Origin of the sequence: Candidatus Njordibacter sp. Uisw_039, from assembly GCF_047730075.1 — a bacterium.
GTDB lineage: Bacteria > Pseudomonadota > Gammaproteobacteria > Pseudomonadales > Balneatricaceae > Njordibacter.
Window position 1 is genome coordinate 776,655 of the sequence record NZ_CP159831.1, and the last position, 18,494, is coordinate 795,148.

The following is an 18,494-nucleotide window of genomic DNA, read 5'->3' on the forward strand; positions in this document are numbered from 1 at the left end:
TTAACGGGTGGTGAACCCCTGGCTACGCAGGTAAGGAAGCATATGGGGTCGCGACTCCTTAACCACTGTCTTGATGATGTGTTGGCTAAAGGTCAGTTTCAGTTTTCCATGGCTACGTTGTTGGTAGTAGTCACTGATTTGGCCGTCGTAGCTTGCTAGATTAGCTAAGCCGTCGTTCGAGTAATAATCTTGGTGCAACACCATAGACAAAGGTAAGCGAGGTTTTTGTCCTGGGTTTTGATCTGGGTAGCCAAGGCATAGACCAAATATGGGGAATACCTGTTGTGGTAAGTTCAATAATTTTGTAACCACTTCTGGCTGGTTACGTAAGCCACCAATAAAAACCCCACCTAAACCAAGGCTTTCGGCCGCCAGTAAAACATTTTGCGCAAATAGAGCTGTATCTATACTTGCAATAAGGGTTTGTTCGGTAAAACCCGTTGGCATCTGTTGCTGTTGGCGAAGACATATTTGTTGATTGCGCTGTAAATCTGCACAAAATACTAAAAATATTGCAGCGCTTTCTACGTAAGCTTGGCCACCAGCAGCTTTTGCTAAGTCTGTACGAGCCTCTTGAGAATTGACTTGAATTACGCTGGTTACTTGCACAAAACTAGAACTGGAAGCGGCTTGGCCCGCAGCAATGCAGGTGTTGACTACCTCTTGAGGTATGGTTTGGTTAGTGAATTTACGGATTGATTGATGATCCATCATCTGTTCTATAGGGCTTTTTTGAGTCATGGTGCTTTATTGGTCATTGGTTAACATTGCCGATGTTAGCACAGGACCAGTTAGGGTAGAATGGGTAAACGTATCACTTTAAAGTTGATCCTAGTTATGCCACTATCGGCCCCAAATTTACCAATTGCTCCTCATTTAGCGCAACGCTATGGTCTAGAACAAGCCCTTATGCTGGCTGTGGTAACAGAATTGGTAGGTGCTTGGAACGGCCAAGTGGTGGTTGAAGAACAACGTTTGTATGGTCGCGCATTGTGTTTGACGAGGCAACATCAAGGCCAGTTATTATCACAGTTGTCCTCAATAGGGCTGTTGCAAGTTGCCCCCGCAGGTGAGGGTATGGTGCGTATTGAACTGCAGTTGATGCCTAAACAATCTGTTTCTTTGGACCACGTTGAGGGTGAGCCAGAGTCTGTCATTAAGCCAGTTGCTAGCCAGAGAGCTTCCATGAGCGGTTTTGGAGGCTGGCGCCGTGACGCTGGTGAAGGTGATGAATTAAGCCGTTTATTTGCCGCTAAAGAAGCTCAATACCAGCATTTGTGCCATATGGATTTAGAATGGATGCCTTCGGCAAATATTGTTAAAGTTTTATTGCTACAACACCAAATAAGCGAAGCCTTTGCCATTGGCATTAAAGATGAATTTGTGGTGTATTATATGGACAAAGGTCGCCGAGAAACGCCAGGTGGCTGGGATCAAAAGTTTTTAAAATGGGTCAAAAAAGAACAGGTTCAGCAGCAAACAGCGGGGGCTCGTGCCCAAAGACAAACTCAACAACAGACTAATTCGTCCAATGAAGAAGCTAGATACGCTGCTAAACAGCGCCGACGCAACATTACAGCAAACGTCCTCGACATCAATAATACCGACTGGTAAAACTGCTGTTGCTGCCAATGCTGCTATTGACCAAAAAATAAAATCATTGGTCAATATGCTATTTGCTCGATTTATGACCATCTACGGGCATAAATTTAAAAGTGCTTTTGATGACGACAAAGAGATTATTATTGCCAAGCGCGAATGGGCCTTAAGTTTGGCGGGATACGAAGAAGATGTGCTGGTGTTAGCTATTGAGCAAACCAAACGTCAGTATAGCTGGATGCCCTCAATTGCAGAATTTTTACAGTTGATGGACCAGTGCCAGCAAAGTTTTGGTTTGGCACCGGCTGAACAGGCTTATGCCGAAGCCTGTCGCCATGCAACGGCACCGAGCCATCACCCTTGGAGCCATGCGGCTGTGTACCACGCAGGGCGAGAAACGGGGTGGTTCGAACTAAAAAGCCTACCTCGACAGGCCACACAGGGGCGGTTTAATCAACATTACAAGGTCTTGTGCCAACGGGTGTTAGCAGGTGAGAATTTAGATCAGGTACAAGCAACTGCCTTACCTGCACCAAATAATGATAATTTGTTTGCTTTAATCGACCAATGGGCTAAACAGGTAGAGATGGTTCCAGAACTGGCACAAAGCGCTTTGTATTTTTTGCACTTACCAAAACACAGTCCCTTGCGGCGGCAATTGTATATACGCAGTAAATCTGTTTATCTGGCACTAAGTATTCCAGTTTCTATCGACGAATTACGTAATCAGCTCATATAAAGACTTCATTTTGCCATTAGTTGGTCGATAATATTAACAAGTATACTTGGCTACCCTTTTAACTTATTGGGCCAGGCTGCTATCGGAGGTTGTTTTGGACGACGAAGTTAAGATCAGTGGTTTCAAAGACTTATACCAGTTTTTTATGACAGTGAAAGCGCGCAAGTGTTCTTTTTATATAAGTTTTGGCGATGCGGCGGATCAAACCCTTGCAGACTATCGTTTACAGGAAGTGGTTTATAAAACGGCTAAAATGAAGCGGCCTAGTAATAGTGACGTTACTTTGGTGCTAGAGCCTCTGAGCCAGCCTGACTTTACGGCGATCATTGAAACTAAAGATGACCTGCGGGTAGAGTTTTTTCATGATAGTCGCGTGCACTACTTTGATATACAGGTAGGTTTCGTTAATTCTTGTGAATATGGTTTAGGTTTTTCCGCCAAGTTGCCAGATACAGTGAGTGTAAAGCAGCACCGCGACCTGTTAAACCTTCCTGCTACCCTAGACGAAAAGATTAATATGAGCATTGGTGGTCAAAACGTTGATGTAATAGACGTGTCTGGTGGTGGTGCTTCTGTGCTGATTCCTCAGGCGAATTTATATGATGTTGAAGTCGGCAAGGCCATTAAGCACATCGAAATTAAGATTGACGGTTTTCAAGCTAAAGCCAGTGCCGAAGTGCGCCATATGCGTGCCCATGCCAACGGTTTAAAACTAGTGGTTGGCCTGCGATTTATCTTCTTTGGAAGGAATGACGAAGATGATTTATTGCACTTGGTAAAACAAAAATCAGCTTCGCTATCTCGCAAAGAGGCTATGAGCTCTTAATCAAATACTCCAGTTAACACGACCAAATAGCATGACAAAAAAGGCGCCCCCTATATCTATAGCAAGCGCCTTTTTATTTGCTCAGGTTTTGCTTAAGGAAAGCGGATCCACTGACTCTTGTCTACATCGTTAGTTAACAAGGTGTCTGTATCGCCGTTAAACAACATGGTTCTAAAGTCGTCTACGCTTGGAATAGTGACTACTTTATCTGCATAAACAAAGTTGGCATTATTACGGAAGAACGCAGTGGGATTATTACTGACGATGAGCTTCATAACCAAATCGAGTTTTATGTTGGTCTCACCGTAGGCTCGTTTGGCAATATCCCCTAAAGAGTCACCAGGCTTGATGCGGTACTTAGAGCCAGGTGTTATTGAATTCCCAACTTGCTGGCGAGCATCTAACTGTTGCTCCAAGTGCTGAAGTTCACCGAGTAGAGTTTTTAAGTGTGCTTGTGTTTGTTGTTGGTTTGCATAAATAGGGCTGGCCAAGAGGCTGGCAGCGAGTATGGTGCATATAAGACTATTCTTCATGTTCTAATTCCTTGCGCAAATAGGTTTACAAGCGTTTAAAATACAATCACCTGGGCTGTTGTGGCGGTTATATTATCGGGCCCTGCGATATGCTCGAGCAAGGCAGCGTGAGGTTGCAGTAATGTCACTTTGAACACCTGTGGTGCGCTTGCCGCATCTGGGTTGAGAATCCCATTCTGGTAATTCTGGGGTAACAATAATAATTGTTGACCTTGTTCTAGGCCTAATTTTTGGCCTTTATTAATGCGCCATAACGGCTGATCAATAATTTTGCTCAGTTTGATATAGCTGCCTTCACATTGCACTGTTTGGTAGATACTGTTCCATGAATTTTGTACCCATTTGGCTACCTGCTCGCTTAGCTCTTGAGGAATTGATTCGCTGGATGCGGCAATGGACTGGTTGGCTGGAAGGGTGAACTGCTGTTGGTGGTGCAAATCGATGTGAGGTAAATACGGGCTTGAAAAAGTGGCGCTTAACATTAGTGTAGGGCTTTGGATTGTTTGGCTGCTAAATGAGCTAATCAATTTACTTAGGCTGTTAGTGCTTGGTTTGCTATCAGAGGTTGGTAGCCATTGAGCACCTATGGCTAAGTGGTAGTCGGCTTGATTATATGCCTCAGAGGCCAGCCACGCCGTTTGATATGTATTGAGTGCAGGATTAATGCGGTGGGTGACAAAATTGACACTTTTTACTAAGTTAGAGAACTGTGTTTCGGTATCGAGCAGTAGTTGATTAATATCAATTTGGTGATAGTTATTATTACCTGGTGGTGGGGCTAAATCTGTTGTCACCACCTGAGTTAGCTGCGGTGGTTGGCAGTCTTTTTCGTTTTCATCCAACTCTAAGGCGAGCTTTACCGTAGCGATACCTTGCACCGCGTCTTGCTCCACTATGTCCATGCGGAGGATGTTTAGGTTGGTTTTGAGGCTTATGTTCTCTGTAAGCTGGCCTTGCTCGTTGACTATGCTGTGGCTAGTGACTTGACCTTCGCGTTGGGTTGCTGCTGTGCGGAGAGCGTCAAGAACTGCACGTATTACAGCGGTTTCAACATCGCCGTTAGTCACCAATGCTTGGCCAGAAACTAACAATGGAGAATCTGGATCTTCCTGAGCTAGGCTGGTGCTGGCGATAACTAGCCCTAGCAGCGTAGCACATGAAAGTCTGCTTATGCGCTGTAGGGGGTTTGACAGTTTCATGACATAGCCGTAATAGGAGTTATCTAGCTAGCGACTAAAAAAATACGCCTAAGTTCCAGCATAGTGTCTAATTCTAGTTCTAGTTTAGTTTCATAGCTATCATCGCCTATTGGGCTGATGCTGACAACCTTAGCCCCGTAAACAACACCTTCCACATGCGCTCGCATCGTGTCACTGGCAATAATCATGTCTTCAACAGTGGTAGATGAATTGAGCTGCTGGCCATAGACCTGCTCTGTAAGGTTTCGATAGGCATCTAGTTTAGACGCACGAATCGCCATCAAGCGGCGCTGAGCTTGATTCTTACTCTTTTGAGCGCTGATATTGGCATATCCCGTGGAAATAATCACTTCCTTCTTGTATATGGGAGTATTTGCCACAGCTTCAGTGGTTTGACTGCTTGTCATCGACATGGTGCAGCCGCCTAAGGTAATAGCTGCAATAGCTATAATCCAAAGGCTCGGTTTACGTGTGGTTTTAACATTCATGGGTAAATCCTCTATCGTTATTATAGATAATATCGACCTCACCTTTGAGGACTTTAGGCCTCAAGGTAAAATAATTGTTAAAGGTGAGCAAATGTTGGCACTGTTATTGCTTTTAAAGACTTAGAGTTATGTTTTAACGAGTAAAGTGTCGATGAATCAACTATCGACAGTATTTGCTAAAAGTTAATAATAAAATAAAAAAAGCGATTAAAAACAAACTATTAGTTTTGTTATTTTGCCTTTAGGGTCTAAGTTATTATGAATTTATCACAAGCGTTAACCTTGAAGGATCAAATCAACGTCAAACATTTGACGGGTTTATTGATCCCCATGTTAGTACTGCTGATCATATTAATGATGGTGGTGCCCCTACCGGCGTTCTTGTTGGATATATTTTTCACTCTTAATATTGCCCTTGCGTTGATTATTGTGATGATCTCCATTAACACCATGAGGCCGTTAGATTTCTCTTCTTTTCCTACGGTGCTGTTATTCGCCACTTTGTTACGCTTAGCCCTCAACGTGGCATCTACCCGTATTGTTTTGGTAGAAGGCCACACAGGTACGGATGCTGCGGGCCAGGTGATTCAGTCATTTGGTGACTTTGTTATTGGCGGTGACTATGTGGTGGGCATCATTGTGTTTTCCATCCTTATGATTATTAACTTCCTTGTGGTAACCAAAGGTGCAGGCCGTGTATCAGAAGTGAGCGCACGCTTTACCTTGGACGCAATGCCAGGCAAGCAGATGGCTATTGATGCTGACTTAAATGCCGGTGTACTGAGTCAGGATGAAGCTCGTGAGCGTCGCGCCGATGTGACGGCGGAGGCAGATTTTTATGGTTCTATGGATGGTGCCAGTAAGTTTGTTAAAGGCGATGCGATTGCAGGTTTTCTTATCCTGCTGATTAATATCATAGGTGGCCTTGCTATTGGTATGGGCACCCATGGTTTAACTTTTGATCAAGCTACACAAACCTACGTATTATTGACTATCGGTGACGGTTTGGTGGCTCAAATTCCTTCGTTATTACTGGCCACCGCAACAGCTATCATCGTGACTCGCGTCTCCTCTACCACAGACATGTCTAGCCAAGTAGTGGGTCAGCTGGGTAGCCCTCAGGCTCTCATCATGGTAACTGGTATTATGTTCTTGTTAGGTGTGATACCTGGCATGCCTCATTTTGTATTTTTGTTATTAGCGGCAGCTACAGGTGGTCTTGCGTACCTTGCCGTGAAGCGTTCTAAGCAAGAAGAGATACCTGAGGAATTAGATCCTGTGCAGCAGCAGCAAGAAAAAGAATCAAAAGATCTGTCTTGGGAAGATATTCCCCAGCTTGATATGATTGGCTTGGAAGTTGGTTATGCATTAATTCCTTTAGTGGATAAGAGTCAGGGTGGCGCATTGATGCAGCGCATCAAAGGCGTGCGTAAAAAACTTTCCCATGAACTAGGCTTCTTGGTGCAGTCTGTGCACATTAGAGACAACCTAGATTTATCACCTAATCAATACCATATTAATATTAATGGTGTTACCCGTGGCCAGGGTGAACTGATGATGGGTAGGGACCTAGCTATTAACCCAGGTACCACTCATGGCACCTTAGAGGGTATTCCTACCCAAGATCCAGCATTTGGGCTTGATGCCATGTGGATTGATACTTCGCAAAGAGAATATGCTCAGTCTATGGGCTACACAGTGGTGGACGGCGCCACCGCATTAGCTACCCATTTAAATAAAGTATTACAAGAAAATGCCCATGAATTGTTGGGACATGACGAAGCTCAGCAACTTATGGACCAATTATCTCAAGCTGCGCCCAAGTTGGTTGAGGCGGTGGTACCTACCCAGTTGTCTGTGGGTGTGGTGGCTAAAGTGTTGCAAAACCTATTGGCTGAAGGTGTGGCTGTCAGAGATATTCGTACCATTGTCGAAATACTGGCGGAGCAAGCGCCTAGAAGTCAGGATCCTGACGTATTGACAGCCGCCGTGCGCCCTGCATTAGGCCGGATGATGATGCAACAACTCACTCAGGTAGGGGATGACTTATCGGTTATGACATTAGATGCAGGATTGGAACAACAATTGCATAACATATTACAGCAAAGCAAAGAACACGGCTTAGCCATAGAACCTAACCTAGCAGAACAGTTGCTAGGTAATTTGCAGGGTACCAGCGAGCGACTCGCACAACAGGGTATTCCTCCAGTGTTAGTAGTTTCTCCTGGCATACGCCCTTGGCTTGCGAAGATGGTTAAGAACCGTATCCCAGGTCTAGTAATATTGGGTTACAACGAAATACCAGATGAACAAGGCATTCAAGTGGTGTCGACTATAGAACAACAACCCCTAGTGGATGCGGAAGCACCAGTAGAATAAAACCACAAGCATTAAGGTTGATTGAAGATGAAATTGAAGCGCGTTTTAGCCAAAGATACTCGTACCGCTCTCGCCATGATTAAAGATAGTTTAGGTGATGATGCAGTTATTTTGTCGAATAATAAAATTGCCGGTGAAGTTGAAATCGTTGGGGCCATTGACTATGACGAAAAGCGTTTAACGGCGCAGTCTAGTACCGCATTCTCAGATCGCCTTAGTGCTAATTTAGACCGAATTAAGTCTCAGCGAAGCCAGCATAAGCGCCCGATTGCAGCGCGTAATGTTGGTTCTGAGTTGCGCCAATCAAGTGGATTTAAGAGCCCACTGCAACCGGCCATCAGTACCAACCATCAAGCACCAGTAAATGACAATATGGTGCGGATGGAAAAGGAGCTTGGCCTGTTACGTTTGTTGCTAGAGCAGCAAATGAGCCAGAGTCTAAGCCAGAATGAGAGTTTCATAAGTGCTGCTGCGATTAAGGTAGCTCAAAGGCTCGAACGTATGGGTTTTGAAAAACGCCTAATTGACCCTTTGTTAGCCCAACTACCTGCTTGTGACGATGGGGATCAGTTATGGGACCATGCACAGCAATGGCTGCAAGATAATTTAACGACTAGTTCTGAAGGTGTCGTGCATGAGGCCGGCATTTATGCCCTAGTAGGCCCTACAGGTGTGGGTAAAACGACTGCTATTGGCAAGCTCGGCGCACAATTAGCCATGAAGCACGGTAAGCATAAGGTAGCACTTATTTCCATGGATCAACAACGTATTGGAGCTCGAGATCAATTGCGAGTATTCGGTACCATGTTGGGTATAGACGTGCATCATGTGGCCGGTTTTACTGAGTTAACTACAACTTTAAATCAAATAGCCCATAAAGAATACGTATTGGTGGATACCTCAGGAGGTAACCCCTTTGACCCACATATTCAGAGCTTAGTTGATGGGCTGCTGGGTGTGCCTCAGCAAATAAATATATACCTTACATTGGCGGCTAATAGCCAATCCCATTCATTGCGTTATCTAATGAAGCACTATTTGGGTCAAGTTAAAGGCGTTGTTGCAACTAAACTGGACGAGTGTTTACCTTTAGGTGGCCTGTTGGCAGCGCTCATTGAGTCAAAACAACCGTTAGCAATGATTACTGATGGTCAGCGCATTCCTCTGGACTTGGGTTATCCTAGTTCACAACAGTTGGTTGCCCATGCTGTAGAAGCTGAGTTAGCAGAGGAACATGGTAGTATTGAGGCCTTGTCAAAATTGTTACACGCTACACCAGGGAAACCTTTAGGGTCTGGTGACAGGGCCACAAAAAAAACCATATCCACTATGAGTTCGAATTTTGGCAGCATACAAGACACACCGTCTGCTGCCATGGGGCTAGCGTCCTACAGGAGCCACTAGTATGAGTTCAAACAGTGTACAAGTCATTGCTATAACTAGCGGTAAAGGAGGTGTTGGTAAAACCAATACCTCCATTAATATTGCCGCCAGTTTAGCTAAACAGGGCCGCAAGGTCATGTTGATGGACGCAGATTTAGGTTTGGCAAATATTGATGTTAACTTGGGCATTCAGTGTCCATTTAACATGGCTCATGTGATGAGCGGTGAAAAAACTTTAAGTGAAATTGTTCAAAATGGCCCTTTTGGCATACAAGTAGTGCCCGCAGCATCGGGTATTTATGAAATGGCCAGTTTACAAAATGAGCAACTACAACACCTAATTCAAGCTTTCAGTGAATACAATGGAGAATTAGACTACCTTATTGTTGATACAGCAGCAGGCATTTCTGACAACGTATTGGCTTTTTTAAACGCGGCCCATCAAGTGGTTGTGATTGCTTGTGATGAGCCCTCATCAATCACTGATGCTTATGCGCTTATTAAAGTCATGAATCAGCGCTACGGTGCGACTCGTTTCCACTTTATAGCTAGCATGGTGAAGAACGAGAAAGAAGGTCGAGCCTTATATGCTAAAATTGAACGGGTGGTTGATCATTACTTAGGCGCCCATATGTTGTATTTGGGTACCTCACCACGTGATGAGCAGCTGCGGCTAGCAAATAAACAACAAAAAGCGGTTGTTGAGATAGCACCTATGGCGAACTCATCTCGTGCATACGCACGCATGGCCGCTGTGGTAGAACGTTGGCAACCCCCTACTGGTTTGAGTGGGCAAGTAGAATTTTTTGTCGAAAGGCTGTTGCAACATAAAGCTTAATTGGAAATAATGCCTTGATGCACAATATGTCACTATATCAATCCCATGCACCCGGTTCTGCAACAGACCCCTTGGTGCTGCACATGCCGCTGGTAAAAAAAGTGGCGTTGCATCTGAGCGCGCGTCTGCCTGCCAGTGTGGATATAGATGACCTTATTCAAGTGGGTATGTTGGGATTGCTAGAAGCCCTAAACAACTTCGACGCAACTAAGGGCGCACAATTCACCACCTTTGCCAAGCTGAGAGTGCGTGGCGCCATGTTAGATGAGGTGCGCCGCTTCAGCACCTTGCCCCGTTCGGTGATGACCAGTATCCGTGAGATTAACCAAGCCACTGCTGCATTAGAGCAAGAGATGGGGCGCACGGTTAAAGATACGGAACTGGCGCACGCCATGGGTATGGATTTAGAAGATTTGCAGCAACAAAAAGGCCGCAACTATAACTATCAAACGGTGCAGATAGAAGATCAGCCTGAGGGCGTGGAGCCTCCATTGTCAGGTTTGATGCCTACTAAAGAAGTGGACGAAGCGGCGTTTCAGAAAGCCTTGGCAACTGCCATTGGCGAACTGCCGGAGCGTGAACAGCTGATCTTTGCCCTGTATTATGATGAAGAACTCAATTTAAAAGAGATTGCTGCGGTACTGGAAGTGTCAGAATCTCGTATCAGCCAAATTCAAAGTGGTTCCGTTAAGAAGCTACGTCAAAAGCTGGTAGACTGGATTTAGAGTGGCTAAATGTCTGCCAATATACGCAAGTACTTAAATAACTTCTTGGCCGCGGACTTCGCTTTAGCTTCCTGATTCATGCTTTGTGCCTGCTTCACTAAGTGAGTGATGTGTTGGCGATCAGCTTTCTCATGTAACTGTATGATTTCATTGATGGTGTTTGGATTATTGGCGATTAAGCCATCGCGCCAGGTTTCTATCTGATGGAAAACACGACGGTGTTCATCGGAGCCTGAGTCGTGCACAGCCAAGGCTTTAGCAATGGCTTCTGAATCTTCATCGCGCATGACCTTACCAATGTACTGCAAATGCCTACGCTTGGCCTCATTTTGGACAATACGGCGTGATTCATCAATGGCAGTTTTAAGAGTGTCACTCATGGGAATGCGGGCTAACTCGGATGGCTTTAGATCCACTAATTTGCCACCTAAGTCTTGCAGAGCTTCCATAGCGCGCTTAATTTGGGTACGGCTAAGTTCCTCTTCAGCAGGCAGATTTTGTTGCAGCGCTTCTAATTCTGCTGCGGCCTTGCGGGCCTTAACTTTGCCCATATTAAATTCCTTACGCGTAAAATAATGTGGCGAGGCCTAAAAAGGCACAAAATCCGACCACATCAGTGATGGTGGTTAAAATAACGCCTCCAGCTAAAGCAGGGTCTATATTCATTGCTTTAAGGATAACGGGTAGAGAAGTGCCGCAAATAGCAGCCACAATTAAATTGATGACCATTGCAATGGCGATGATAAAGCCAATGGTTAAGTCAGAGAACCACCAGCTAGCAATGCTGGCTACTACGGTTGCCCAGAGCAAGCCGTTGATGGTGCCGACTATAATCTCTCGGTTCAGTAAGTAACCAATGTTACTGCGCTCGACGTGGCCTAGAGCTTGGCCACGGATCACTAGGGTCAATGCCTGGCTACCAGCAATGCCACCCATGCTTGCAACAATAGGCATGAGGATAGCAAGGGCGACTACTTGTTCTATGGTATGTTGAAACAGGCCAATTACCATGGAGGCAAGAAGGGCGGTTAATAGATTGATTCCAAGCCACACTGCGCGACGTTTAGCAGTTTTAACTACAGGGGCAAAGGTGTCTTCGTCATCATCTAAACCGGCCATACGCATGAGAGAGTGGTCGGCTTCTTCTCTGATGACGTCTACCACGTCATCGATAGTGATACGGCCAACCAAACGACCTTCTTGGTTTACCACAGGTGCAGAAACCCAATCGTTACGTTCAAATAAGTTAGCTACATCAGTTTCGTCTAAATCTGCAGGTATGGCTTCGCGCTCAGTATCCATTACGTCTAAAATAAGAGTGTTGGGATCACTGACTAACAGAGTGGTGAGTGGCAATAAGCCAATGTAGCGGTCTTTTCGTGTCACCACAAACAGGTTATCAGTCATTTCTGGCATGGTGTCATGGCGACGTAAATAACGTAGTACGGCGTCTATGGTGAGGTCTGGTCGGATGCTCACAACGTCCGTATTCATGAGGCCGCCAGCGGTATCTTCTGGATAAGACAAAACTTGCTCTAGCCGCTCTCGATCTTGTTGCCGTAAACTATTCAGCACTTCTTGCATTACCTTTTTGGGCAGTTGTTGCAAGATGTCAGCAAAGTCATCGGTGTCGAGGTTTTCTGTGGCTTGTAGTAGCTCCTCGGTATTCATTTGATTAACGAATTCAGCTTGAATTTCGTCACTCAAATGATGCAGTACTTCGCCTTCTAACTCTGGATTTACCAAATTCCACAGTACTTCGCGCTCTCTTGGGGGTGAGGATTCCAGTAAGTGTGCCGTATGAGCGGGTTTTAGGGTGTGATTAAGCATGTGGCGTGCTTGAATAAAAGCACCACTGTCGAGGGCATCGTTGAGTTCTTTAAGGCGGGATTTCATGTGACTACTAGCCTTATTCGCCTTCGTCAAAATAATTATCAACCAGCTGTGATACTTCGTCAAAGGCCTGTTGAGCACCATCACCACTAACTTTAAGGTCTAGTACAGTGCCTTGACCGGCAGCTAATAACATCACTGACATAATGCTTTTTGCATCCACCATGTTACCGTCACTACCAATTTCGATGTTGCAACCATGTCGACCAGTGACACCTACAAGCTTAGCAGCAGCACGAGCATGCAGGCCAAGTTTGTTGATGATAGTGATTTGTTGATGGATCATGCAGAAACCCTTACAGGCGTGGCGCTATAAAATAGTGAAACACGTGATGATAAGCATGGCGTAAGCTTATCAAGTGTAGCCTTATAGCATACCCGTTTTAGGGCATTTATGCGATAGCGATTTTGTACATAGCACCTGCATCAGTGGCCTCACGTAAGCCCGCCCGAAACTCCGGTTGGCCAAAACTGCCCGCTAGAGTAGCTAAAATTTGTAGATGTTCATCAGTAGCTTGTAAGGGCACTAAAAGCACAAACAGTAAATCTACTGGTTGTTGATCTATGGCATCAAAATCCACGGCGTTAGCCAATCGGACTAGAGCACCAGTGACTTGTGTGCAACTGGCTAGCCGACAATGAGGTATAGCTATACCATCACCAAACCCGGTGCTGCCTAACTTTTCTCGGTTAATTAATGCACTGAATAGCTCTTTGCTATCAAACGTGGTCATTTGACCCCCAAGCCAGTGGCTAATAGACTCGAGTGTGCGTTTTTTACTGGCGCATTTCAGATCGGCAAAGGTGCGTTCTGGCGTGAGGATGTCACTAATATTCATATGTGGTTATTAACCCTATGGGATGTGTGGGCTCAAGTGAGCCGTTTACGTTCGTTGGAGGGTGGAATGTTCATGCCTTCTCTATATTTAGCAATAGTCCTGCGGGCTACTTTAATACCTTGTAACTCTAGCATGTCTGTAAGTTTGCTGTCGCTTAAGGGTTTGCGAGTTAATTCCGCTGCAATTAACTTTTTAATGAGTGCTCTTATGGCCGTAGAAGAACACTCTCCCCCATTAGCGGTTGCTACATGGCTAGAAAAGAAATATTTTAGCTCAAAGATACCCCTAGGTGTGTGCATGTACTTTTGGGTGGTAACACGAGAGATAGTGGATTCATGCATTTCTACGTGCTCAGCAACTTCTGCAAGGACTAGCGGTTTCATGGCCTCTTCGCCATGATCCAAAAAGCCTTGCTGAATCTCACAAATGCGCCCAGCAACTTTTAATAAGGTTTCATTCCGACTTTCAAGACTTTTGAGAAACCAACGGGCTTCTTGTAAGTGACTTTTAATGTAGCTCTTGTCGCTGCTATTGGCACTGCCACCAAAGTCTACGTATTGTTGGTTAATTCTGATTTTTGGTGCCGAGTCTGGATTTAATTCAACTCGCCACACATTATTAACCTTACGTACCATAACGTCGGGAATGACATACTCGGCTTGGCTTGAGGCAATGCTGGCACCAGGCTCTGGCTGTAATTTAGTGATAAGTTCGAAAATATGTAGCAGCTCATTTTCTTTGTAACCAGAGCGTCGCCTTAAGGAATTGTAGTCGTGACTGCCAAGCAGATCTAAGTGTTTATCTACAACGGTTATTGCACCTTGGCGCCATGGTGTATCAGAGGGTAAATATTTTAACTGGATGAGCAGGCACTCTCTTAAATTCTGTGCGGCAACTCCAATAGGGTCAAATTGCTGAATCAAGGTTAATACGGCTTGAGTTTCATCTTCCTCAATGGCTTCTTGCTCTTGTTGAGCCAAATTGCCGTTGATACCTTCAGTGATTTCCGTCAAGGTTTGACTAAGGTAGCCACGTTCGTCTACGGCATCAATAATGCTGGCACCAATAAACTGATCAAGGTCGCTCAAGCGACTCACATTAAGTTGCCATTCAAGGTGTTCTTGTAAGCTAGGTTCGTGGCTATTGTTGGCGTCAAAATCAAAGTCGTCCCCAGGGCCAGTAGCTGGTGTAGTGGAGCTTTGGTACACATCATCCCAAGAGCTATCAGTGGCAAGCTCAACGGGGATTTCTTCGCTCCAGTCACTGTCGGCTTGATTCTCGTCAGCAAGGTGTTCACTGGACTGGTCGTCAAGCTGGGCGTCTTTGTTGTCTTTTTCTGCAGTACTCACTTCAGGCAGGTCAAGCTCTTCTTCTAACTCAAGCAGGGGGTTGCTATCTAATGCTTGTTGGATTTCTTGCTGTAGGTCTAAGGTTGAAAGTTGCAGTAAACGAATCGCTTGTTGCAACTGTGGCGTCATGGCCAGTTGCTGATTCATTTTGAGCTGCAAAGATGCTTTCATAATTACGCTAACTTATTGGTTTTGGAGTATTTTTACTTGACTATAAAGTGAAATCATCGCCTAAGTATACCTCTTTTACTTGCTGGTTCGCTAAGATATCATCACTAGTACCGTGAGCTAGAATATAACCTTCGCTAACGATATAAGCCAAATCACAAATATCAAGGGTTTCTCGTACGTTATGGTCGGTGATTAATACGCCGATACCCTTGTCACTCAATTGCTGAATCACGTGTTTAATATCCTTTACGGAAATTGGGTCTACTCCGGCAAAGGGCTCATCTAGTAGTATAAACTGTGGTTCACTCGCCAAAGCACGAGCGATCTCCACACGGCGGCGTTCGCCACCTGATAAACTCATGCCTAGGCTGTTACGTATATGGCCTATACTAAACTCTAATAATAGCGTTTCTAATTTTTGTAGCTGCTGACCTTTACTGAGCTGTTTTTGAGTTTGTAATATGGCTAAGATATTTTGCGCTACGGTAAGCTTACGAAATACCGACGCTTCTTGAGGTAAGTAACCAATGCCTTTACGCGCTCTGCCATGCATAGGCTCACGAGAAATATCTTCTTGATTGATGAAGATTTGCCCACGGTCTGCTTGCACTAAACCCACAATCATATAAAAACAAGTGGTTTTTCCGGCACCATTTGGCCCCAGTAGGCCAACCACTTGACCGGCCTCAATGCGAATATTGACGTCTTTTACGATGGCTCGCTTATTGTAGGATTTAGCGAGGTTTTTGGCTTCTAAGGTTGCTACGGTGGTTGTCTTATTAAGCATGAGATCAGTGTCTAATTTGTGTCAGGTGAGAGTTAACTAGACTTAGGTAAGAAAATCATTTTGACTCGCTTGTCTTTGGCACCAGTGGCTTTTACGTTATCTCTAGGTATGTCGAAAAGGATTTCATGGCCACTAAACCGGTTGCCACGCTGGATGAGCTTGGCGTTGCCTAACAGGGTTAAGTATTCGGCATTAACTTGATAATCAATACTCTTCCCCCAAGCTTCCATGGTGTCGCTTTGGCCGTCTCCTGTAGGTTCTGACTGTTGACGCATATAGGCTAAACCGTCATAGGGACCTTCCGTGGCTAACATGGTTTGTATACCGTCGTCATTGAAGGTGACTTTTACGCTGGATGCTTCAATTTGCATGGTGCCTCGGGTGATAATAACATTGCCAGAATAAATGGAAAAACCTTCCCCCTCATTGAGCTCAGCACTGTCGGCGGCAATTTCTAAGGGTTGCTGACGGTCGCTATTAAGGGCCCACGATGATGGACTCGCAAACCATGCTGCGCTAGCAAACAAGCAGATCAAAAATCCCTGCCAATGGCGAAGACGCAAAGCGTTGAGGGCGTGTTGGGTGGGCAATAACATAACTAATTCCTTGGCATGGAGTGGGTGCCCTTGACCTGATGCAAGAACAGTAAACGTTGGTTGTCGAGTGTGAGCTGCATTCCCGTGCCCGTCAAGTGGCTATACTTGGCGACTAGGTTAACCTGCTCGTCAGATTCTGCGTAATTTTGTTTGGGAAATAATCTTAAACTTTGGCTGTTAAGGCTAAAAGGTCTGTTAACATCTGGGCCGTTGGTCACCAGTGCGTTACCCATTAAGTTAATTTGAGCACCAGAATCCAATATAAGGCCTTCGTCTGCTTTGCCAAACCACGCAGCGTTAGTGTCGGCTAAGTAGATGTTAAATCTGGGTTGCAGCATATCTGTGGTACCAAATTCTCGAATGTGAGTAAATCGCTTGGCACTGATGTTAGAAGACAACGCACCTTGTTCATCATATTGGCTAATAGTTGCATGAGTAAGGTAATAGTCAGGAATCCACTGGGCTTCTGATTCTGTGGTCTGCTGCACTTCTTGTTGCCACCACCAAAATAGGAATGCTGCCAAAGCTAAAGTAACTAAGTTAATATATAACCAGCGACCACGAAAAAGTGCAGCCATTAGGAGGGCACTGCGAGTTGGGTATTAAGGTAAGGGGCTAACGCAGTGTCCCATGTGCCTTGCGCCTGCATAATTAAATCACACACCTCCCGCACTGCACCTTGGCCGCCACAACGTTTTGTAACGTACTGACTGTGAAGCACCATGGTGTTAGTTGCATTAGGCAAAGTAATGCCTAAGCCAACTTTGATAATGGCTGCAAGGTCTGGCAAGTCGTCGCCCATGTAGGCCATTTCAGTCCAATCTAGCTGTAAATCGTTGGTGAGTTGATGCAATGCTATAAGTTTATCTTCTCTTCCTTGTAACAACAGTTCGATACCCAGTTGTTGTGCCCGCTGCGCCACAATGTTGGACGTCCTGCCGGTGACGATAGCTACTTTTACACCGCTAGCTTGGAGCATTTTAATGCCTTGGCCATCGAGGCTATTAAAGGCCTTAATTTCTTCGCCTTGGTTGCCAAAATAGAGCTGGCCATCGCTTAAGACGCCATCCACGTCTAAAGCTAGCAGGCGCACCGAACGAGCGTGGTTGGCAAATTGAGCATCGGTTAGCGGTGGCGAAGGCATGTTATATGACCCCTGCATTTAACAAATCATGCATATTAATTGCACCCACTGGTTGGTGGTTTTTATCACACACAATGAGCGCATTAATTTTGTGTTGTTCCATTAGTTGTAACGCTTGGGCGGCTAACATATCGGCTTGGGCTTGCACTGGGTCGCGCGTCATTAGCTCACTAATTTGGCATTCACGTAGGTCATTGCTGTGGTCTAAACTGCGGCGCAAATCACCATCTGTATAAATACCAGTGAGTTCGCCTTGGGTGTTAACTACTGCCGTCATACCCATACCTTTTTGGGTCATTTCCATTAATGCATCGGCAAAGCGAGTGTCTTGCGAGACCATTGGTAGGGCTTTGCCAGCGTGCATAATATCACTGACTTTTAACAGCAATTTACGGCCTAAAGCGCCACCTGGGTGAGAAAAGGCAAAATCGTGGGCACTAAAGCCTTTTGCTTCTAGTAATGCGATGGCAAGGGCATCGCCCATGACTAAGCTGGCTGTGGTGCTAGATGTAGGTGCAAGGTTTAACGGGCAGGCTTCAGTACTAACCTGTACATTAAGGTGTACATCTGCAGCTTGGGCAATGGTGGAACTTGCCACACCTGTCATGGCAATCAGGGGAGCACCTAAGCGTTTTAACATGGGTAATAAGGTGATAATTTCGCTGGTGGTGCCTGAGTAAGATAATGCAATTACCACATCTTTGGCAGTGATCATGCCCATGTCACCATGGCTAGCTTCACCTGGATGAACAAAAAAAGCGGGTGTGCCAGTGCTGGCTAAGGTGGCAGCTATTTTGTTGGCAATGTGGCCCGATTTACCCATACCTAGCAGTACCACACGGGCTGAACAATCCATTAATAGCTGGCATGCTTGCTCGAAGGCGGCATCGATGCGAGTGGCGAGTTCAGCAATAGCGGCTTGTTCTAAGCCGATGGTGCGTAACGCAGATTCAGCAAACGGCGTAGCCAGAGTTTGGCTGGGTCGTGTAGTGTCGTTATGGCTCAA

The 18,494-nt window shown here is 45.4% G+C and carries 21 protein-coding genes; 7 read left to right on the top strand and 14 right to left on the bottom strand.

The genetic code is table 11. The features are described from left to right. Nucleotides 1–741: an oxygen-insensitive NADPH nitroreductase gene (nfsA, locus tag ABXT70_RS03710; RefSeq protein WP_443641834.1), complete on the bottom strand. Its 741-nt coding sequence runs from the start codon at nt 739–741 to the stop codon at nt 1–3. Between the two features lie 60 nt (nt 742–801). Here nfsA and ABXT70_RS03715 point away from each other — a divergent pair, with 60 nt between their 5' ends. From ABXT70_RS03715 to ABXT70_RS03725, 3 genes are all read left to right on the top strand, one after another. Beyond that, nucleotides 802–1,614, top strand: coding sequence for a DnaT-like ssDNA-binding domain-containing protein (locus ABXT70_RS03715; protein WP_443641835.1), 813 nt, complete (start codon nt 802–804; stop codon nt 1,612–1,614). A 55-nt stretch (nt 1,615–1,669) separates the two neighbouring features. Next, nucleotides 1,670–2,338 carry a replication protein P gene (locus ABXT70_RS03720; protein WP_443642473.1) on the top strand — a complete coding sequence of 223 codons (669 nt, stop codon included), beginning with the start codon at nt 1,670–1,672 and terminating at the stop codon, nt 2,336–2,338. Nucleotides 2,339–2,432: 94 nt separating this feature from the next. Beyond that, entirely contained in the window at nt 2,433–3,164 is a 732-nt protein-coding gene (locus tag ABXT70_RS03725; protein ID WP_443641836.1) for a PilZ domain-containing protein, read from the top strand. Nucleotides 3,165–3,256: 92 nt separating this feature from the next. Here the strand turns inward: ABXT70_RS03725 and ABXT70_RS03730 are convergent, their stop codons facing one another. Genes ABXT70_RS03730 through ABXT70_RS03740 form a run of 3 tightly spaced genes read right to left on the bottom strand, consistent with a single transcriptional unit; the run spans nt 3,257 to nt 5,384 of the window. Next, on the bottom strand, nt 3,257–3,697 hold the full coding sequence (locus ABXT70_RS03730) for a type IV pilus assembly protein FimV (RefSeq protein WP_443641837.1): 441 nt from the start codon (nt 3,695–3,697) through the stop codon (nt 3,257–3,259). A 35-nt stretch (nt 3,698–3,732) separates the two neighbouring features. Then, on the bottom strand, nt 3,733–4,896 hold the full coding sequence (locus tag ABXT70_RS03735) for a hypothetical protein (RefSeq protein WP_443641838.1): 1,164 nt from the start codon (nt 4,894–4,896) through the stop codon (nt 3,733–3,735). A 23-nt stretch (nt 4,897–4,919) separates the two neighbouring features. Next, nucleotides 4,920–5,384, bottom strand: coding sequence for an LPP20 family lipoprotein (locus ABXT70_RS03740; RefSeq protein ID WP_443641839.1), 465 nt, complete (start codon nt 5,382–5,384; stop codon nt 4,920–4,922). 258 nt (nt 5,385–5,642) lie between these two features. Between ABXT70_RS03740 and flhA the strand changes: the two genes are divergently transcribed. The 4 genes from flhA to ABXT70_RS03760 are packed head-to-tail and all read left to right on the top strand — an operon-like array spanning nt 5,643 to nt 10,709. Then, on the top strand, nt 5,643–7,763 hold the full coding sequence (gene flhA, locus ABXT70_RS03745; RefSeq protein ID WP_443641840.1) for a flagellar biosynthesis protein FlhA: 2,121 nt from the start codon (nt 5,643–5,645) through the stop codon (nt 7,761–7,763). Nucleotides 7,764–7,790: 27 nt separating this feature from the next. Then, nucleotides 7,791–9,167: a flagellar biosynthesis protein FlhF gene (gene flhF, locus ABXT70_RS03750; RefSeq protein ID WP_443641841.1), complete on the top strand. Its 1,377-nt coding sequence runs from the start codon at nt 7,791–7,793 to the stop codon at nt 9,165–9,167. Between the two features lies 1 nt (nt 9,168). Beyond that, a complete protein-coding gene (locus ABXT70_RS03755; RefSeq protein WP_443641842.1) occupies nt 9,169–9,984 on the top strand; it encodes a MinD/ParA family protein in 816 nt (271 codons plus the stop codon). A gap of 26 nt (nt 9,985–10,010) precedes the next feature. Then, on the top strand, nt 10,011–10,709 hold the full coding sequence (locus ABXT70_RS03760; protein ID WP_443641843.1) for an RNA polymerase sigma factor FliA: 699 nt from the start codon (nt 10,011–10,013) through the stop codon (nt 10,707–10,709). Nucleotides 10,710–10,714: 5 nt separating this feature from the next. On the opposite strand, the gene yjgA is transcribed toward ABXT70_RS03760, so the two are convergent. From yjgA to ABXT70_RS03810, 10 genes are all read right to left on the bottom strand, one after another. Then, a complete protein-coding gene (gene yjgA, locus ABXT70_RS03765; RefSeq protein ID WP_443641844.1) occupies nt 10,715–11,260 on the bottom strand; it encodes a ribosome biogenesis factor YjgA in 546 nt (181 codons plus the stop codon). A gap of 10 nt (nt 11,261–11,270) precedes the next feature. Then, nucleotides 11,271–12,605 (bottom strand): magnesium transporter, encoded by a 1,335-nt coding sequence (gene mgtE / locus ABXT70_RS03770; RefSeq protein WP_443641845.1) that lies wholly within the window; start codon nt 12,603–12,605, stop codon nt 11,271–11,273. Nucleotides 12,606–12,618: 13 nt separating this feature from the next. Then, nucleotides 12,619–12,888 carry an HPr family phosphocarrier protein gene (locus tag ABXT70_RS03775; protein ID WP_443641846.1) on the bottom strand — a complete coding sequence of 90 codons (270 nt, stop codon included), beginning with the start codon at nt 12,886–12,888 and terminating at the stop codon, nt 12,619–12,621. 106 nt (nt 12,889–12,994) lie between these two features. After that, on the bottom strand, nt 12,995–13,441 hold the full coding sequence (ptsN, locus tag ABXT70_RS03780; protein WP_443641847.1) for a PTS IIA-like nitrogen regulatory protein PtsN: 447 nt from the start codon (nt 13,439–13,441) through the stop codon (nt 12,995–12,997). Nucleotides 13,442–13,473: 32 nt separating this feature from the next. Then, nucleotides 13,474–14,961 carry an RNA polymerase factor sigma-54 gene (locus ABXT70_RS03785; RefSeq protein ID WP_443641848.1) on the bottom strand — a complete coding sequence of 496 codons (1,488 nt, stop codon included), beginning with the start codon at nt 14,959–14,961 and terminating at the stop codon, nt 13,474–13,476. Nucleotides 14,962–15,001: 40 nt separating this feature from the next. Further along, nucleotides 15,002–15,748 carry an LPS export ABC transporter ATP-binding protein gene (gene lptB / locus ABXT70_RS03790; protein WP_443641849.1) on the bottom strand — a complete coding sequence of 249 codons (747 nt, stop codon included), beginning with the start codon at nt 15,746–15,748 and terminating at the stop codon, nt 15,002–15,004. Between the two features lie 32 nt (nt 15,749–15,780). After that, entirely contained in the window at nt 15,781–16,344 is a 564-nt protein-coding gene (gene lptA / locus ABXT70_RS03795; protein ID WP_443641850.1) for a lipopolysaccharide transport periplasmic protein LptA, read from the bottom strand. 2 nt (nt 16,345–16,346) lie between these two features. Beyond that, nucleotides 16,347–16,922, bottom strand: coding sequence for an LPS export ABC transporter periplasmic protein LptC (gene lptC, locus ABXT70_RS03800; RefSeq protein ID WP_443641851.1), 576 nt, complete (start codon nt 16,920–16,922; stop codon nt 16,347–16,349). Further along, nucleotides 16,922–17,488, bottom strand: a complete 567-nt coding sequence (locus ABXT70_RS03805; RefSeq protein ID WP_443641852.1) for a KdsC family phosphatase — start codon at nt 17,486–17,488, stop codon at nt 16,922–16,924. Before ABXT70_RS03805 ends, lptC begins: the two co-directional genes overlap by 1 nt. A 1-nt stretch (nt 17,489) precedes the next feature. Continuing rightward, a complete protein-coding gene (locus ABXT70_RS03810; RefSeq protein WP_443641853.1) occupies nt 17,490–18,494 on the bottom strand; it encodes a KpsF/GutQ family sugar-phosphate isomerase in 1,005 nt (334 codons plus the stop codon).

Excerpts from the sequence above, each read along its gene's own strand:
- flhF (WP_443641841.1), top strand. The coding sequence starts at position 7,791 with ATGAAATTGAAGCGCGTTTTAGCCAAAGATACTCGTACCGCTCTCGCC.
- lptC (WP_443641851.1), bottom strand. The coding sequence starts at position 16,922 with ATGGCTGCACTTTTTCGTGGTCGCTGGTTATATATTAACTTAGTTACT.
- yjgA (WP_443641844.1), bottom strand. The coding sequence starts at position 11,260 with ATGGGCAAAGTTAAGGCCCGCAAGGCCGCAGCAGAATTAGAAGCGCTG.
- ABXT70_RS03735 (WP_443641838.1), bottom strand. The coding sequence starts at position 4,896 with ATGAAACTGTCAAACCCCCTACAGCGCATAAGCAGACTTTCATGTGCT.
- nfsA (WP_443641834.1), bottom strand. The coding sequence starts at position 741 with ATGACTCAAAAAAGCCCTATAGAACAGATGATGGATCATCAATCAATC.
- ptsN (WP_443641847.1), bottom strand. The coding sequence starts at position 13,441 with ATGAATATTAGTGACATCCTCACGCCAGAACGCACCTTTGCCGATCTG.
- ABXT70_RS03760 (WP_443641843.1), top strand. The coding sequence starts at position 10,011 with ATGTCACTATATCAATCCCATGCACCCGGTTCTGCAACAGACCCCTTG.
- ABXT70_RS03730 (WP_443641837.1), bottom strand. The coding sequence starts at position 3,697 with ATGAAGAATAGTCTTATATGCACCATACTCGCTGCCAGCCTCTTGGCC.
- ABXT70_RS03785 (WP_443641848.1), bottom strand. The coding sequence starts at position 14,961 with ATGAAAGCATCTTTGCAGCTCAAAATGAATCAGCAACTGGCCATGACG.
- flhA (WP_443641840.1), top strand. The coding sequence starts at position 5,643 with ATGAATTTATCACAAGCGTTAACCTTGAAGGATCAAATCAACGTCAAA.
- ABXT70_RS03755 (WP_443641842.1), top strand. The coding sequence starts at position 9,169 with ATGAGTTCAAACAGTGTACAAGTCATTGCTATAACTAGCGGTAAAGGA.
- ABXT70_RS03715 (WP_443641835.1), top strand. The coding sequence starts at position 802 with ATGGGTAAACGTATCACTTTAAAGTTGATCCTAGTTATGCCACTATCG.
- lptA (WP_443641850.1), bottom strand. The coding sequence starts at position 16,344 with ATGTTATTGCCCACCCAACACGCCCTCAACGCTTTGCGTCTTCGCCAT.
- ABXT70_RS03775 (WP_443641846.1), bottom strand. The coding sequence starts at position 12,888 with ATGATCCATCAACAAATCACTATCATCAACAAACTTGGCCTGCATGCT.
- ABXT70_RS03805 (WP_443641852.1), bottom strand. The coding sequence starts at position 17,488 with ATGCCTTCGCCACCGCTAACCGATGCTCAATTTGCCAACCACGCTCGT.
- ABXT70_RS03720 (WP_443642473.1), top strand. The coding sequence starts at position 1,670 with ATGCTATTTGCTCGATTTATGACCATCTACGGGCATAAATTTAAAAGT.
- ABXT70_RS03740 (WP_443641839.1), bottom strand. The coding sequence starts at position 5,384 with ATGAATGTTAAAACCACACGTAAACCGAGCCTTTGGATTATAGCTATT.
- lptB (WP_443641849.1), bottom strand. The coding sequence starts at position 15,748 with ATGCTTAATAAGACAACCACCGTAGCAACCTTAGAAGCCAAAAACCTC.
- mgtE (WP_443641845.1), bottom strand. The coding sequence starts at position 12,605 with ATGAAATCCCGCCTTAAAGAACTCAACGATGCCCTCGACAGTGGTGCT.